This is a genomic window from Achromobacter spanius, assembly GCF_029637605.1.
GTDB classification, from domain to species: domain Bacteria; phylum Pseudomonadota; class Gammaproteobacteria; order Burkholderiales; family Burkholderiaceae_B; genus Achromobacter; species Achromobacter spanius_E.
Window position 1 is genome coordinate 1,530,585 of the sequence record NZ_CP121261.1, and the last position, 15,620, is coordinate 1,546,204.

The 15,620-nt window shown below is 65.8% G+C and carries 16 protein-coding genes; 12 read left to right on the top strand and 4 right to left on the bottom strand.

Features of this window, described 5'->3' with window-relative positions; all coding sequences use genetic code 11:
- Nucleotides 1-483: 483 nt before the first annotated feature.
- Nucleotides 484-1,332 carry a CPBP family intramembrane glutamic endopeptidase gene (locus tag P8T11_RS06670; protein WP_268077686.1) on the top strand — a complete coding sequence of 283 codons (849 nt, stop codon included), beginning with the start codon at nt 484-486 and terminating at the stop codon, nt 1,330-1,332.
- Nucleotides 1,333-1,338: 6 nt separating this feature from the next.
- Here P8T11_RS06670 and P8T11_RS06675 read toward each other — a convergent pair whose 3' ends face one another.
- From P8T11_RS06675 to arfB, 3 genes are all read right to left on the bottom strand, one after another.
- Entirely contained in the window at nt 1,339-2,391 is a 1,053-nt protein-coding gene (locus tag P8T11_RS06675) for an alkene reductase (protein WP_268077685.1), read from the bottom strand.
- Between the two features lie 93 nt (nt 2,392-2,484).
- Entirely contained in the window at nt 2,485-2,838 is a 354-nt protein-coding gene (locus tag P8T11_RS06680; RefSeq protein WP_264616226.1) for an ArsR/SmtB family transcription factor, read from the bottom strand.
- An 81-nt stretch (nt 2,839-2,919) separates the two neighbouring features.
- A complete protein-coding gene (gene arfB / locus P8T11_RS06685; protein WP_268077684.1) occupies nt 2,920-3,336 on the bottom strand; it encodes an alternative ribosome rescue aminoacyl-tRNA hydrolase ArfB in 417 nt (138 codons plus the stop codon).
- 76 nt (nt 3,337-3,412) lie between these two features.
- On the opposite strand from arfB, the gene queE reads away from it, so the two are divergent.
- The 11 genes from queE to P8T11_RS06740 all read left to right on the top strand — a co-directional run bounded on the left by queE (nt 3,413) and on the right by P8T11_RS06740 (nt 14,713).
- Nucleotides 3,413-4,045, top strand: a complete 633-nt coding sequence (gene queE, locus P8T11_RS06690; RefSeq protein WP_268077683.1) for a 7-carboxy-7-deazaguanine synthase — start codon at nt 3,413-3,415, stop codon at nt 4,043-4,045.
- Between the two features lie 28 nt (nt 4,046-4,073).
- A complete protein-coding gene (gene queD, locus P8T11_RS06695) occupies nt 4,074-4,517 on the top strand; it encodes a 6-carboxytetrahydropterin synthase QueD (protein WP_050446995.1) in 444 nt (147 codons plus the stop codon).
- A gap of 414 nt (nt 4,518-4,931) precedes the next feature.
- Complete coding sequence (locus tag P8T11_RS06700; RefSeq protein WP_268077682.1) at nt 4,932-5,417, top strand: MarR family winged helix-turn-helix transcriptional regulator; 486 nt, start codon at nt 4,932-4,934, stop codon at nt 5,415-5,417.
- Entirely contained in the window at nt 5,414-7,477 is a 2,064-nt protein-coding gene (locus tag P8T11_RS06705) for an FUSC family protein (protein WP_268077681.1), read from the top strand. The genes P8T11_RS06700 and P8T11_RS06705 overlap by 4 nt, the downstream gene beginning before the upstream one ends.
- A complete protein-coding gene (locus tag P8T11_RS06710; protein ID WP_006219803.1) occupies nt 7,474-7,686 on the top strand; it encodes a DUF1656 domain-containing protein in 213 nt (70 codons plus the stop codon). Before P8T11_RS06705 ends, P8T11_RS06710 begins: the two co-directional genes overlap by 4 nt.
- A gap of 2 nt (nt 7,687-7,688) precedes the next feature.
- The gene (locus tag P8T11_RS06715) at nt 7,689-8,567 is read left to right on the top strand and encodes an efflux RND transporter periplasmic adaptor subunit (protein WP_268077680.1); all 879 of its coding nucleotides are present in this window, start codon (nt 7,689-7,691) and stop codon (nt 8,565-8,567) included.
- Entirely contained in the window at nt 8,564-9,991 is a 1,428-nt protein-coding gene (locus P8T11_RS06720) for an efflux transporter outer membrane subunit (protein ID WP_268077679.1), read from the top strand. Before P8T11_RS06715 ends, P8T11_RS06720 begins: the two co-directional genes overlap by 4 nt.
- A 247-nt stretch (nt 9,992-10,238) precedes the next feature.
- A complete protein-coding gene (locus P8T11_RS06725) occupies nt 10,239-11,105 on the top strand; it encodes a hypothetical protein (RefSeq protein WP_268077678.1) in 867 nt (288 codons plus the stop codon).
- A 44-nt stretch (nt 11,106-11,149) separates the two neighbouring features.
- Nucleotides 11,150-12,877, top strand: a complete 1,728-nt coding sequence (locus P8T11_RS06730; protein WP_268077677.1) for a thiamine pyrophosphate-binding protein — start codon at nt 11,150-11,152, stop codon at nt 12,875-12,877.
- Between the two features lie 62 nt (nt 12,878-12,939).
- On the top strand, nt 12,940-13,917 hold the full coding sequence (locus P8T11_RS06735) for a Bug family tripartite tricarboxylate transporter substrate binding protein (protein ID WP_268077676.1): 978 nt from the start codon (nt 12,940-12,942) through the stop codon (nt 13,915-13,917).
- Nucleotide 13,918: 1 nt separating this feature from the next.
- On the top strand, nt 13,919-14,713 hold the full coding sequence (locus P8T11_RS06740; RefSeq protein ID WP_268077675.1) for an SDR family NAD(P)-dependent oxidoreductase: 795 nt from the start codon (nt 13,919-13,921) through the stop codon (nt 14,711-14,713).
- Between the two features lie 69 nt (nt 14,714-14,782).
- On the opposite strand, the gene P8T11_RS06745 is transcribed toward P8T11_RS06740, so the two are convergent.
- On the bottom strand, nt 14,783-15,592 hold the full coding sequence (locus P8T11_RS06745) for an IclR family transcriptional regulator (RefSeq protein ID WP_268077674.1): 810 nt from the start codon (nt 15,590-15,592) through the stop codon (nt 14,783-14,785).
- Nucleotides 15,593-15,620: the final 28 nt, after the last annotated feature.

Genomic DNA, 15,620 nt, shown 5'->3' on the forward strand with positions numbered 1-15,620 from the left:
GCGATCTATCTCACGGAAACTGAATGAAGGGGCAGTCTGTCGTGAAAGATCGTTAACAACAATACTAATTGGGCAGCGGTCAGCAAAATCTGAGTTTTACTAATACTTGAATGCCGCTTGGAAGGAATTAGCGAAATAACGCGGACGTTGTCGAATCATCCACCTCGTTTTCGCGCTGCATCAGCGCTTATGGCCCGCTCCCCTTGGACCGCAGCCGCAGCCCGGATCGACCACGCTGCTGGTCGCTTGCCACCCAGGACGCTGCATCGATTGCTCTATGTCGAAGACTCAAGCCGCCTCGACAACGCCACTGTCGTGATAGATAGCGCTTTACGACATCCAGCTTGAGACACCCGTCGTACTTCGCCATGAAAAACAGCCCAAAGATTGGATAGGTATCCAACCTTTGGAGTGCGGTTCACATAGGAAGCACAGGCATGCGCGCTTACACTTTGCGCTTCGAATTCAGCGCCCGCTTGCTTCATGACCTTGCTCAGCCCCTGGCCCGCCCTGTTTCTTGCCGCCGCCCTGCTTTGGCCGCCCGCCACCCGGCGCTGGGCGCTGGCGCCGTTGGCGGTCGCATGGGGCTGGGCATGGGCTGAAGGGGTGATTGATCCGGTGGCGTTTGCCGCGCCGGCGCTGCTGGTCGTGGCGGCGGCCTGGGTGCGGCCGGGATCGGGCGACGCGGCGCGCGTGGCCGGTCACGCCTTGTTCCTGTTATTGGCCAGCGCGCTCTTCCTGCATTGGCTGCCAGGCTTTCACAACCCGCTGGTGATCGCCCCCGCCCCGCTGACCCCGGACGCTCTGGCGTTTGGCATGTACCTGAACCTGGACAAGCCGCTGGTCGCCTTCTGGGTGGTCTTGGCCTTGGCGCCGCCCATGGCGGGCGCCGACCCGCGCCGCACTTTGCTGGCGGCCGTGCTGGCTTGTGGAATGGCGGTGCTGGCCTGCCTGGGCATTGCCATGGCATTGGGTGTGGTGGGCTGGGCGCCCAAGTGGCCGGACTCCGGCTGGATCTGGCTCATCAACAATGCGTTGCTAGTGACGCTGGCCGAAGAAGCGTTGTTTCGCGGCTATGTGCAGCAGCAGTTGACCACGCGCTGGCGGCATCATGCCTGGGGTCCGTGGGCCGCGCTGGGCGTGGCCGCGATCCTGTTCGGGCTGGCGCATTTCGCGGGCGGCTGGCAATGGATGTTGCTGGCCGCCATCGCTGGCGCCGCCTATGGCGTGGCTTACCGCTACGGCGGACTGGCGGCGGCGGTGCTGGCGCATTTGGGGCTGAACGCCGCGCACTTCGGTTTGTTCACCTACCCGATGCGCGCGGTGTTTTAGGGCGGCTTACGCCAATGCCGGATAGTCCGTATACCCCGTTGCGCCCTGCGCGTAGAACGTGGACGGCACCGGCGTATTCAACTCGGCGTTCAATTCAAACCGGCGTTCCAGGTCGGGGTTGGCAATGTAAGGAACGCCAAACGCCACGGCGTCGGCGCGGCCGGCCTTGATGGCCGCTTCGGCGGATTCGCGCGTGTAGCCTTCGTTGCCGATGTAGACGCCGCCAAAAGCCGCCTTCAGGCGCGGGCCCAGGCTGTCTTCGGCTTCATGTTCGCGCACGCAAATAAACGCGATGCCGCGCTTGCCCAGTTCGGTGGCCACATACAGGAAGGTGGCGGCCGGATCGGAATCACCCATGGTGTGGGCATCGCCGCGCGGCGACAGGTGCACGCCCACGCGGTCGGCGCCCCAGACGGCCACGCACGCATCCACCACTTCCAGCAACAGGCGAGCGCGGTTTTCCAGCGATCCGCCGTATTGGTCGGTGCGCTGGTTGGTGCTGTCTTGCAGGAACTGGTCCAGCAGATAGCCGTTGGCGGCGTGCACTTCTACGCCGTCGAACCCCGCTTCCATGGCCATTTGCGCGCCATGGCGGTAGGCCTCGACCACGCCGGGCAACTCGGCCGTTTCCAGCGCGCGCGGGGTGACGTAGGCGCGCTTGGGGCGCACATGGCTGACATGGCCGCCGGCCGCGATGGCGCTGGGCGCAACGGGCAGTTCGCCGTTCAGGAAGATGGGGTCGGAAATGCGGCCCACGTGCCAAAGCTGGGCCGCGATCAGGCCGCCTTTTTCGTGTACCGCCGCAGTCACTTTGCGCCAGCCCTTCACTTGTTCGGTGGACCACAGGCCGGGGGTGTCGGCGTAGCCCACGCCTTGCGGCGTCACGGCGGTGGCTTCGGTCAAGATCAGGCCCGCGCCGGCGCGCTGGGTGTAGTACTCGACCATCAAGTCGTTGGGGACGCGGCCTTCGCTGGCGCGCTGGCGCGTCAAGGGGGCCATGACAATGCGGTTGCGCAGCGTCAGCGCGCCAACGCACAGGGGTTCAAACAGGGTGCTCATGCAAAGTCCTTCCGCCCCGGGTCGATGGGGCGCGGTGCGCAGCGGCGTACAAGGTGGCGTGGTGCGGTGTGGGGGCACACGCCTGCCGGCTGACTACATATCCTGGTTCAACTGCCGCAGGAACGCGGCAATCGCGGCTTCATTGCGACGGAAAAAGACCCACTGCCCCACCTTGGTCGACGTAATCAGGCCCGCGCGTTGCAACACGGCCAGGTGCGAAGACACGGTTGACTGCGACAGCCCGCAGCGGTCATCGATGTGGCCCGCGCACACCCCATGTTCAAAGGAGTGGCCCGGACGTTCCTCGAAATACGCATGCGGCGTCTTCAGCCATGCAAGGATGTCACGCCGCACCGGATTGGCCAGCGCCTTGATGATGGCGTCGGTATCAATTCCGGGTTCTGCGCCGGTCTGATCGGAGGACGAAGCGGAAGCGGAGCGAGTCATATTGGTATATCGCAATTTATCGAATCTTAAATCGAAAGTATTCGATATATAGTCATGCCCCTGCGGGCAACGCGGTTTTGCTTAGTCGCCTTGCACCCGGCCACGCAGGCGCTTGACCTCGCCATGCAGGACTTTGCGTTGCACGCGGCGGCGTTGGGAAGATCGCGTGGGCTTCGTGGCGCGGCGCGGCTTGTCGACCTGGATGGCGTTGCGAACCATGGTCACCAGCCGTTCGATGGCTTCGGCCCGGTTTTTCTCCTGGCTGCGAAACGACTGCGACTTGATGACGATAACGCCCTCTTTCGAGATGCGGTGATCGCTGACGGCGCACACGGCGTCCTGCACTTCGGGAGGCAGACGCGAAGCCCGCACATCAAAGCGCAAATGAACGGCGCTGGACACCTTGTTGACGTTCTGGCCACCCGCGCCCTGGGCGCGGATCATGCTGAACGTCAGGTCGCGTTCGTCGATATACAGGGAATCTTGGACATGAAACATAGGGCGGGAGTCTATACCAAGTAAAATAATCCGCTTTTGCCCGATTTTCGCGGCGCCTCCGGCCGCCAGCAACCTTATGACCTACTCCGCCAAAGAAATTTTCAAGACCCTGCAAGGCGAAGGCGCCCACGCAGGCCGCGCGGCGGTATTTTGCCGGTTTGCGGGCTGTAACCTCTGGACCGGCCGCGAAAGCGACCGCGCCAGCGCCGCCTGCACCTTCTGCGACACCGACTTCATCGGCACCGATGGCGAAGGCGGCGGCAAGTTCGCCACGGCGGACCTCTTGGCCGACACCATCGCCACCACCTGGGGACCGGGCACGCAAGACCGCTACGTCGTCTTCACGGGCGGCGAACCGCTGTTGCAACTGGACGCGGCGCTGCTCACCGCCATCCACGCCCGCGGCTTCACCGTCGCCATCGAAACCAATGGCACCGTCAAGGCACCCGCCGGCATCGACTGGATCTGCGTCAGCCCCAAGGGCACGGCGCCTCTCGTCATCGAACGCGGCGACGAGTTGAAGCTGGTCTACCCGCAACTCAACGCCTTGCCCGAGACCTTCGCGCACCTGGATTTCGAGCACTTTTTCCTGCAACCCATGGACGGCCCCGCGCGCGTGGCCAACACCGAGCGTGCCGTTCAGTACTGTATGCAGCATCCGCAATGGCGGCTGAGTTTGCAGACCCATAAATACATAGGCATTCCATGATGACCCCCCACGCGCGGCGGACCGCGCGATGATTTCCGTTACCCGCAGGCTGGAATTCGACGCCGGCCACCGTATCCCCGATCACCGCAGCCAATGCCGCAACCTGCATGGCCACCGCTATGTGCTTGAAATCACCCTGACGGGCGACGTGGTGCAAGCCCCCGGCGAATCCGACAACGGCATGTTGATGGACTTTTCCGAGATCAAGCACATCGCCAAGACCCACATCGTGGACGTCTGGGATCACGCTTTCCTGGTGTACGAAGGCGACGCCGCCGTGCGCGGTTTTTTGGACACCCTGCCCGATCACAAGACCGTGGTGCTGGACCGCATTCCCACGGCGGAAAACCTGGCCAAGATCGTGTTCGACACGCTAGCGCCGCACTACCACGGCCACTACGGCGCTGACCTGCGCCTGTCCCGCGTGCGGTTGTATGAAACCCCGAATTGCTGGGCGGACTGCAACGGCTGAGGGTTGGCGGCGAGATGAATCGCCGACCATCGTAGGATGGGTGCAGCGCGCAAGAAAAGGCACAAGAACCCAACTGCCGTTCGCGCGAAACCCATCAATCAACCCCGAAACCCGAAACAATCCGGCCACATCTTGGCGGTGGTTCGATGGGTTACGCGCGCTCAACGGAGGGGTCCTTGCCACGGATCTTGCGCGCTGCACCCATCCTACGAACGTTGCTGTCGACGGCAATATCACCGTCTTGGCATAAACCATCCCACCGTTCAATCACCGTCGCGCGATGGGTTCGCGTGATCGGCAGTGGTGTTTTCTTCGCCGGCCCCCCGCGCCACACCCATTCGATTAAAAATTCCTATCGACCCATTCGACACATTCAATCATTAGTAAGCTAATAGATAGGATACAATCGATTTCATGCACACTCCTTCAGACTCCCAACTCATGGCCACCACCGCTCACCTGATGGTGCTGTCGCGCGCCTATCGCGGGGCGGCTGACAAAGCCCTGGCCGACTACGGTTTATCGCAAGCCACCGCCTGGCCCGTCATCCTGGCCGGACGCCTGGGCGACGGCGTACGCCAAGGCGCGTTGGCCGAGGCGCTGGGCGTCGAAGGCCCCTCCCTGGTTCGCGTCCTTGATCAACTCGTCGCCGCCGGCCTGATGGAACGCCGCGAAGACGCGCATGACCGCCGCGCCAAGACCCTGCACCTGACCGACGCCGGCCATGCCCTGCGCGCCCAGGTTGAAGACGTGCTGGTGGAACTGCGCCGCCGCCTGTTCAACGGCGTCAGCGAAACCGATCTGCAAGCCTGCCTGCGCGTCTTCGACGCCTTGAATGTGTCCTTGGGGCGCGGCACGGCCAACGCGCAGCCCCAGCAGCAACAGGACAACGCATCGTGAAATTGCCCAACGTCCGCGAAACCCTCTTTTCGCTCAAGAGCTACCTAAGCGCCATCATGGCGCTTTATCTGGCCTACAGCATGGGTTTGCCGCGTCCGTTCTGGGCGATGACCACCGCCTACGTCGTGGCGCAACCCTGGTCCGGCGCCGTGCGTTCCAAAGCGCTGTACCGGCTGGTAGGCACCTTTGCCGGCTCGGCCGCCACGGTCTACCTGGTACCGCGCTTGTCGAATTCTCCCGTCATCATGACCGCCGCCATGGTGCTGTGGGTGGGCATCTGCCTGTATATGTCGGTGCTGGATCGCACGCCGCGTTCCTACCTCTTCATGCTGGCGGGCTACACCGCCGCCATGATCGGCTTTCCCAGCGTGACCGACCCGTCCCTGGTCTTCGACACCGCGCTTGCCCGCGTAGAGGAAATCAGCCTGGGGATCGTCTGCGCCACACTGGTCCACAGCATTGTGCTGCCGCGTGGACTGGCGCCTGCCTTGACGCTGCAGTTGGACAAGGCCGTGCGCGACGCCCGCAACTGGATGCACGACACGCTTAGCGGCAAGACCGCCGAACAGCGCGACCGCGACCGCCGCGTGCTGGCCAACGACATCACCCAATTGCGGCTTTTGTCCACCCATGTGCCGTTCGACACCAGCAACCTGCGCTGGACGTCCGGCGCCGTGCGCGCCATGCAGGATCAGATTTCGGCATTGACGCCGGCGGTGTCGGCCGTGGAAGACCGCCTGCGGGCACTTCAGGCCAATGACCAGCCGCTACCCGAACCCGTGTCCGCGCTGCTGAACGATATTTCGGAATGGATCAATGCCGGCGCCCAGGCCTCGCACGACACGGCCGTGCAATTGCGCGCCGCCGTCTCGCGGCTGACGCCCGCCATCGACAGCCACTCCTCCTGGCGCGACGCGCTGCTGGCCAGCCTGATGACGCGGCTGCGCGAACTGATCGACACCTATGACGAATGCCTGGCGCTGCGCCGCGAGATTCACGCCGGCCTCGCAGGTGCGCCACGCCGGGGGTCGGCACACAAGGCCCACGCTGCCCGCGACCCCAACACCGCGCTGCACCGCGACCATGGCATGGCGCTGCTGTCGGCGCTGGCCGCGGGCGTGGCCATTTCGGTGTGTTGCGCGTTCTGGATCGGCACGGCCTGGAGCAACGGCGCCACCGCCGCGTTGATGGCCGCTATCTTCAGCTGCTTCTTTGCGTCGCAAGACAACCCCGTGCCGGGCATCATGCAGTTCCTGACGTACACGGTGTATTCGATTCCGCTGTCGGCCCTGTACCTGCTGGGCATCATGCCCGCCATCCATTCCTTTGAAATGCTGGCCCTGACGATGCTGCCCACTGCCTTCGTGCTGGGCATTTTCATTGCGCGGCCCGCCAGCACCGGCAAGGGCATGGCCATGCTGTTCGGCTTTCTGGGCACCATGGCGCTGCAAGACACCAACACCGCCAACGTCGTGTCGTTCATCGACACCCAGGTGGCGCAGTGCATTGGCGTGGCCACCGCCGCCATCATTGCCGCCGTGTTCCGCACCGTCAGCGTTGACTGGAGCGCGCGCCGCATCCAGGCCGCCAACTGGAAGGAACTGGCGACGCTGGCCGCCTCGCCGCGCGCGCCCTCGCGCCACACCTACACCGCCCGCATGCTGGATCGCATCGGCCTGTTGCAGCCGCGCCTGGCGCTGGCCCAGCGGCCCGACGATCTGGTGGCCGCCGATGCATTGAAAGACCTGCGCGTGGGCCGTGACATTACTGAATTGCAGCGCGCCCGCCGTCATCTGCCGATGGCCGACGCCACGATCCAACCCGTGCTGAACAGCCTGGCGCAGTTCTTCCGCGCGCGCTCCGCGTGGCGCGTCGGAGAAAAAACGCCCGAGTTCCTGGCGCAGATCGACCGCGCGCTGTGCAGCGTGGCCGCCACGCCGCCAGGCCTGGCCGCCCGCGACCGCGCGGTGGTGGCGCTGGTGGGCATCCGCCGCGCCTTCTTCCCCGACGCGCCCGACTACCAACCCGCCCATCCCGCCATGGAGGGCCACGCATCATGATCGGTGAATTCAATCTTTACGGCATTTACTTCCCCTGGCTGCTGGTACTGGGCGTCGTCACGCTCGGCGTGGCCTGGGCATTGCGCCGCGTGCTGGCGCGCGTCGGCCTGTACCGCCTGGTGTGGCACCCCGCGCTGTTTGATCTGGCGCTGTTCGTGGTGCTGCTTTACGGCGTATCCCTGATTTCCCCATATTTTTTACAGAGATAGGTATGAAACTCCCCAACGCCCTTCGCCCTGCTGCTATCGGCAAGTTCGCGGTGACGGCCATCGTCGTCGCCGCCGCCGCTTACGCCGGCTGGCAGCTTTGGGTGCACTACGAAGTTGAACCCTGGACGCGCGATGGCCGCGTCAAGGCCTATGTGGTTCAGGTGGCGCCCGATGTCTCGGGCCTGGTGACGAGCGTGCCCGTGCACGACAACCAGGACGTGAAGGCCGGCGACCTGCTGTTTGAAATCGACCGCGCCCGCTTCCAGTTGGCCTTCGACCAGGCCCAGGCATCGGTGCGATCGCAGCAAGTGGCGCACGACCAGGCGCTGCGCGACGCCAAGCGCAACCGTTCGCTGGGCCAACTGGTGGCCGCCGAAGCGGTCGAACAAAGCCAGACCAAGGTGCAGCAGACCGAAGCCGCGCTGGCGCAGGCGCAAGTGCAACTGAACACCGCCCGCCTGAACCTGGAGCGCAGCCGCGTCGTGGCCGCCAGCGACGGCCGCATCACCAACCTGGATCTGCGCGCGGGTTCCTACGCCACGGCCGGGCGCGGCGTGATGGCGTTGGTCGACGCCGGCAGCTTCTATGTGGAAGGCTATTTTGAAGAAACCAAGCTGCCCGGCATTCACGAAGGCGCGCCCGTCACGGTGACGCTGATGGGCGATACGCGCCACATTCGCGGCCATGTGGAAAGCATCGCCATGGGCATTGCCGACCGCGACCGCAGCACGGGCGCCAATCTGCTGCCCAACGTGAACCCCACCTTCAACTGGGTGCGCCTTGCCCAACGCATTCCGGTGCGCGTGAAGATCGACGCCGTGCCCGACGGCGTGCGCCTGGTCGCCGGCCAGACCGCCACCGTGTCGGTGGACCCAGCATGAACGCCCGGCACTTTCTACCCCCGCTGTTGGCTGTGGCGATGGCGCTGGCCGGCTGCACCACCGTGGGCCCGGACTATCAAACGCCCGCCGGGTCCGCTGTGCAACGGCCAAGCGCGCAAGGCGCCTTCATCGAAGCGCAGCCTGGCGTGTATCAGCAAGCGCCGGTGGCCGGGCACTGGTGGCGCCTGTACAACGACCCGGTGCTGGATAGCCTGATCGACAAGGCCCTGTCGGCCAACACCGATCTGCGCGTGGCCAGCGCCAACCTGGAACGCGCGCAGGCCGCCGTGCAGGAATCCCAGGCGCAGCAGCAACCCAGCATCGGCGTGAACGCATCGCCCACCTTCGGCCATGTATCGGGCTTGCAGGAACTGCAACCGGGCGTCAACCCGCCTAGCCGCTGGTCGTATTCCACCGGCGCCAGCGTGTCGTACCAACTGGATTTGTTCGGGCAGATACGCCGCGCCATCGAAGCCGCCAGCGGTGATGCCCAGGCCGCGCAAGCCGCCTACGACGCCACCCGCGTCACCGTCGCCGCCGAAACCGCGCGCGCCTACGCCACGATGTGCGCGGCGGGCATGCAGTTGGCGTCGGCCAAGCATTCGGTGCAGGTGCAGAAGGAATCGCTGGATGCTGTCAGCCGCCTGCAACGCGCCGGCCGTGGCACCACGCTGGACGTCACACGCGCCCGCAGCCAGCTTGAACAGTTGCAGGCCAACCTGCCGCCGTTCCAGGCGCAGCAGCGCACGGCGCTGTACCGCCTGGCCGCGTTGACGGGGCAGACCCCCAACGACATACCTGCGTCGCTGCTGCAATGCGCCACCGCGCCGCGCCTGACCCGCACCATTCCCGTGGGCGACGGCGCCGCGCTGTTGCGCCGCCGCCCCGACATCCGCCAGGCCGAGCGCACCTTGGCCGCGTCCACAGCCCGCATCGGCGTGGCCACCGCCGACCTGTACCCCAAGGTCACGCTGGGTTTGTCCGCCGCGTCGGGCGGCCCCGCCGCCATGTTGGGCGATCGGGGCACCTTCAGTTGGAGCGTGGGTCCGTTGATCTCGTGGACGATTCCGAACACGGGCGCGGTGCAGGCCCGCATTGCCGAGGCCGAAGCCAACACCAAAGCCGCCGTGGCGCGCTTTGACGCCACCGTGTTGAATGCGCTGCGCGAAACCGAAAGCGCGCTGGTGGTCTACGCGCGGCAACTGGATCGCGACGCCGCCTTGCGCGCCGCCCGCGACCAAAGCGCCGAAGCCGCCTCGCAAGCGCGGCGGTTGTTCCAGTACGGCAAGACCGACTACCTGACCGTGCTGGACGCCGAACGCACGCTGGCCAGCAACGAAAGCGCGCTGGCGGCTTCGCAAGCCGAACTCAGCAACGACCAGATCGCCGTCTTCCTGGCGCTGGGCGGCGGCTGGGAAGACTAGCCAGCGGATGCCTCGCATCGGCGCCCCTACGCGGGGCGCTTTTTTTTGCTTGGCGTTTGACGCGTGGGCAACTTCCCGCCTTCGCTGGAAAATCCATTTCCACAATATGGATATCGCATTGCCTCCCAGGTTTTCGGGACCTTAGAATAATTCCGAGACAAATCAGTTGAAAACAGTTGAGCGCAAATGCTCAATGCCGGCCACAGGTACGCGTGATCGGCAAACAGATAAAACAAAAATCCATAATATGGAATACACAGAACGCGTCGACGCCCGGGTGCTCGACAGCATTACCAAGCTTGGCGACGCGGATGTCGGCCGGGTCGTGATCGCGGGATCCCATGGCGGCCGCTATGCGGCTTATTGCGCCGCCCGGGGCCGGGTTCACGCCGTGGTGCTCAACGATGCGGGCGTGGGCTGGCAAGAGGCCGGCATCGCGGGCCTGCAAGACCTGCAACACTGGGGCGTGCCCGCCGCCACGGCCGATTACCGCAGTTGCCGCATCGGCGACGGCGCGGACATGCTGCGCCGCGGTGTCATCAGCCATGCCAACCCGCTGGCTCAGGCCTTGGGCTGCCGGCCCGGCATGCGCGTTGCCGAATGCGCCGCGTTTTTGGGTCAGTCTTTGGGTCACTCTTTGCCCCACGCCTCACCGCATTCCCCAGCACGTCCCGCGCCGCCCACCGAGCGCAACGAATCCCGCATGGTGTTGCGCACCGCCGCCGACGGCACGCCCTGCGTCATCGGCGTGGATTCGGTGTCGTTGCTGGACGAACGCGACAACGGCCTGATCGCCGTCACGGCATCGCATGGCGAACGCCTGGCCGGGCTGCCGACCGACGGCGTCAAGGCCACGCCCCGGCTGGTGACGTTCAACGACGCCGGCATGGGCCAGGACGGCGCGGGCGTCGGTCGCCTGCCGCTGCTGCAACAGCGCGGCATTGCGGCATTGACCGTGTCCGCCCATAGCGCCTGCATTGGCGACGCCAGGTCCTGCTACGACGAGGGCGTGATTTCCTGCGCGAACGCGCGCGCCCGCGAACTCGGCTGCCGTGTCGGCACGCCACTGAAAACGTTTATCGACGCTCTCCTGAGCGGGCACGCCAATCAATAGAAACGATCACTACAACAATCACGAGAAATGAGGAGCACATCCGCATGTCGGAAAAACTGGAAATCACAGGCGGCGAAGCCATCGCCCGCATGTTCGCCGCGCATGATGTCGGCTTGATGTTTGGCATGGGCGGCTTTCAACTGCTGCCCTTCTACGACGCCGTGCGGCGCTTGAAGCTGAATCACAACCTGATCAACGACGAACGCTGCGCCGTGTTTGCCGCCGACGCCTACACCAAGGTCAGCGGGCGCCCCGGCGTGTGCGACGCCACCTTGGGGCCAGGCGCCACCAACCTGGTCACCGGCCTGGCCGAAGCCTTCAACGCCGGCACGCCGCTGGTGGCGCTGGTGGGCGACTCGCATCGCCTGCATTCGTGGAAGAACATGACGCAGGAAGCGCGCCAGCTTGAAGTGCTGCGCCCCGTGGTCAAGGACGTGCTGCGCGTGGAGATGATCGAGCGCATTCCCGAACTGGTGCGCCGCGCGTTCGCGGTGGCCACCAGCGGCCGCCCTGGCCCCGTGGTGCTGGACGTGCCCGAAGACATCGCGCATGCCGTCCATGCCTTTGACGCCGACGAGTTCTATTCCAGCGCCAACGCCCGCCGCGCCCCCGCGCTGCGCTGCCGCCCCGCCGCCGATGATCTGGCCCAGGCGGCCAGCATGTTGGCCGGCGCCGCGCGCCCCCTGATGCTGTGCGGCGGCGGCGTGCACATCAGCGACGCCGCCCTGGCCGTTGAAGCCTTCGCGCACCGCTTCAACATCCCCGTGGCGCACACCATGAGCGGCAAGGGCGCCATTGCTTGCAGCGACCCGCTGAACGCGGGCCTCTTCGGCCGCTACAGCCGCATCGCCAATGACCTGATCGCCAAGGCCGACTGCCTGTTCGTCGTGGGCTGCAAACTGGGCGAAGTGGCTACTCGGCGTTATGACCTGTTGAACGCGGGCGTGCCGGTCATTCATCTGGACATCGTGGCCGAAGAGTTCGACCGCACCACCACCCCTGCCCTGCGGCTATGGGGCGACGCGCGCGCCACGCTTGAAGAATTGGGCGAACTCATGGCGGCGCAAACGTCGCAAGCCGACCGCCAGGCCTATGCGGACGAAGTCGGGCAAGCCATGCACGCCTGGCGCGAATCCGTGCAGGGCAAGCTGACATCTTCCGACAGCCCGATCGGCATGGCGCGCCTGATGCATGAGATCAACGCCACGCTGCCCGAAGACGGCATCCTGGTGGCCGACGGCGGCTTTGCCGCGCATTGGGGCGGCCTGCTGTTCGACACCAAGCGCGCGGGCCGGGGCTTTGTGCCCGACCGGGGCTTTGCCTCCATCGGCTACGGCATTCCAGGTGCGATCGGCGCCGCTGCCGCCGCGCCGGGGCGCCAGGTCGTCAGCCTGACCGGTGACGGCGGCTGCAATATGTCGCTGGGCGAATTGGAAACGGCGGTGCGCATGGGCCTGGCGTTCACGCTGGTGGTGGTGAACAACGCGGCCTCGGGGTATATCAAGGCGTTGCAGCACCTGATGTATGGCGGCGGCAGCTATCAATCGTCCGACCTTGCGGAAACCAACTACGCCAACGTGGCGCGCGCGCTGGGTTGCAACGGCATCCGCGTGGAAGACCCCGCCGACATCAAGGCGGCCTTGGCCAGCGCCTACGCCTGCAAGGACCGCCCCACTATCCTGGACGTCGTGGTCACGCGCGACCCGGCGCACATGTTGCCGGGTGTGGACAGCCGCGCCGCCAAGATCAAGCCGGGCGACCGCATCGCCTGATATCAGTCAGCAGCCACAACAACGACAACACGCACAACAATACAAAGCGAGGAGACAACACCATGAAGAGAAGAACCTGGATCAGCTTGGCGGCCGCAACGCTGGCCCTATCGCTGACGGGCGCCGCCACGGCGCAAGGCAGCTACCCCGACCACCCCATCCGCCTGATCGTGCCTTTTCCGCCGGGCGGCACGTCCGACGTGGTGGGCCGCATCTTCGCCGAGGCGCTGGGCAAGCAGTTGGGCCAGACGGTGGTCGTGGAAAACCGGGGCGGCGCGGGCGGTACGGTCGGCACGCGCGCGGTGGCGTCCGCCGCGCCCGACGGCTACACGCTGCTGCTGGGCACGTCCAGCACCAACGGCACCAATTCGGCGGTGTACAAGAACCTGTCTTACGACGCCGTGAAAGACTTCACCCCTGTCACGCAGATCATCCGCGTGCCGGGCGTGATTGTGGTCAACAAGGATTTCCCGGCCAAGGACTACGCGCAATTCTTCGCGTTGGTGAAAAGCGCGCCGGGCAAGTATTCGTATGCGTCCTCGGGCAATGGCGGGGCCACGCACATGGCCATGGAGTACTACAAGTCGCTCTCGGGGCTGGACATGATGCACGTGCCGTATCGCGGCACCGGCCCGGCGTTGAACGACGTCATCGCCGGCCAGGTGCCCATCTTGTGGGACACGGCGGCGTCGTCCATGGCGCACATCCAGTCAGGCAATTTGCGGGCGATCGTGGTGGCGGCCAAGGCGCGCTTGCCGCAACTGCCCGACGTGCCGACCTTCGCGGAAATGGGCCTGCCTGACTACGACGCCGAAATGTGGAACGGCCTGCTGGCGCCGGCGGGCCTGCCCAAGGACGTGCTGGCCAAGCTGAGCGACGCGTCGCGCAAGGCGCTGGCGGACCCGGACGTGCAGGCCAAGTACGCGGGCGTGGGCGCCTATGTGGTGGCCGACACGCCCGAGGAGTTTGGCGCGATGATCAAAGCCGATGTGGCCAAGTGGAAGAAGGTGGCCGACTTCGCCCACATCTCGGTGCAATAGCATGGGCCAGCGCGTAAAAGACAAGGTCGCGCTGGTGTTCGGCGCGGGGTCGTCGGGGCCGGGCTGGGGCAACGGCAAGGCGGCCGCCGCGCTGTATGCCCGCGAGGGCGCGCGGGTCTACGCCGTGGACGTGCGCGCGGAAGCGGCCGAGGAAACCCGGCGCGTCATCGAAGCCGAAGGCGGGCAATGCGCCGCGCTGGTGGCCGACGTGACGCAGTCCGCGCAGATCCAGGCCGTGGTGGCGCGCGTGCTGGACGAAGCGGGCCGCATCGACATCCTGCACAACAATGTGGGCATCACCGAAATGGGCGGCCCCATCGAGGCCAGCGAGGAAAGCTGGCACCGCGTGCTGGACACCAACCTGACCGGCGTGTTCCTGACCTGCAAGCACGTGCTGCCGGCCATGCTGGCGCAAGGCGGCGGCAGCATCATCAACATCTCGTCGCTGGCGTCGATCCAGGTCAACAGCTATCCGTACACGTCCTATTACGCGGCCAAGGCGGGGCTGAACCATCTGACCCGGTCCCTGGCCGTGCGCTATGCGCCGGACAATATCCGGGTCAACGCGGTGCTGCCGGGCGTGATCGACACGCCATTGATCTACCAGCAAATCGCCGGCCAGTTCCAGGACGTGGAAGCCATGCGCCAGCGTCGCAACGCCGCCAGCCCTATGGGCCGCATGGGCGATGCCTGGGACGTGGCGCACGCCGCGCTGTTCCTGGTCAGCGACGAAGCCAAGTACATCACCGGCGTGTGCCTGCCGGTGGATGGCGGCAAGGCCTGCGCGGGACGCTAGCTCTTCGTGCTGCGGGGCCGACTTTGGGGCAAGCTCCGAGCACGTTCAGGGGCGCGCTCCGGCGCACAGTCAAGGACGCGGCAGCAGGTCCGCCGACAGCTCAGCCGCCGCGCGTTGCAAGGCCGCCACCACGTCATGCAGGCGCGCGCCGGACAGGCGTGAGCGGATCGCCGCCACGCTCAAGGCGGCCACCACGTTCTGCTCGCGGTCCAGCACCGGCACGCCCACACCCAGCATGTCGGGAATGATGCGACCCGGGTTCAGCGCATAGCCCTGCTTGCGGGCGGCGGCAATGTCGTCGCGCAGCATGTCGGTGGATGGGAGGTCGGGCGCGGTGGTGGCGTCATAGCGCGCCAGCACCCGTTCGATATCGTCGTTGGGCAGGAACGCCAGCAGCGCCAGGCTGCCCGCCCCCACGCCCAAGGGCCGTCTGTGCCCCACTTCCAGCGTCAGGATCTTGATGGGAAAGTCGCCCGTCTTGCGGTCCACGCACACGGCTTCGTGGCCGGAACGCACTGACAGGAAACTGGTGTCGCCGGTGGACTGGGCCAGCCGCAGCACGGCGGATTCCGCAATGGCCTTGATGCCGTGGCGGCTTTCCGCGGCCAGGCCCAGGATGTAGGACTCGCGCCCCAGGCTGTACGTCTTCAGCTTGGCGTTCAGCGACAAAAAGCCTTCCTGCAGCAAGGCCGACAACATGCGATGCGCCGTGGGCGGGGTCAGGCCAAGGTCGCGCACGACGTCGCTCAAGCCCACGCCCCGCGCGGGCGCGGCCCCCACGTATTTCAGCAGGCGCAGCACGCGGAAGATGCTTTGCGCGCCACCCACCGCATCGGCGGCGCGCGGCGAGGCCGGCACGGAAGAACGGGCGGTGCTCATTGGGCGCGGATCATCGGGCGGTGTTCAT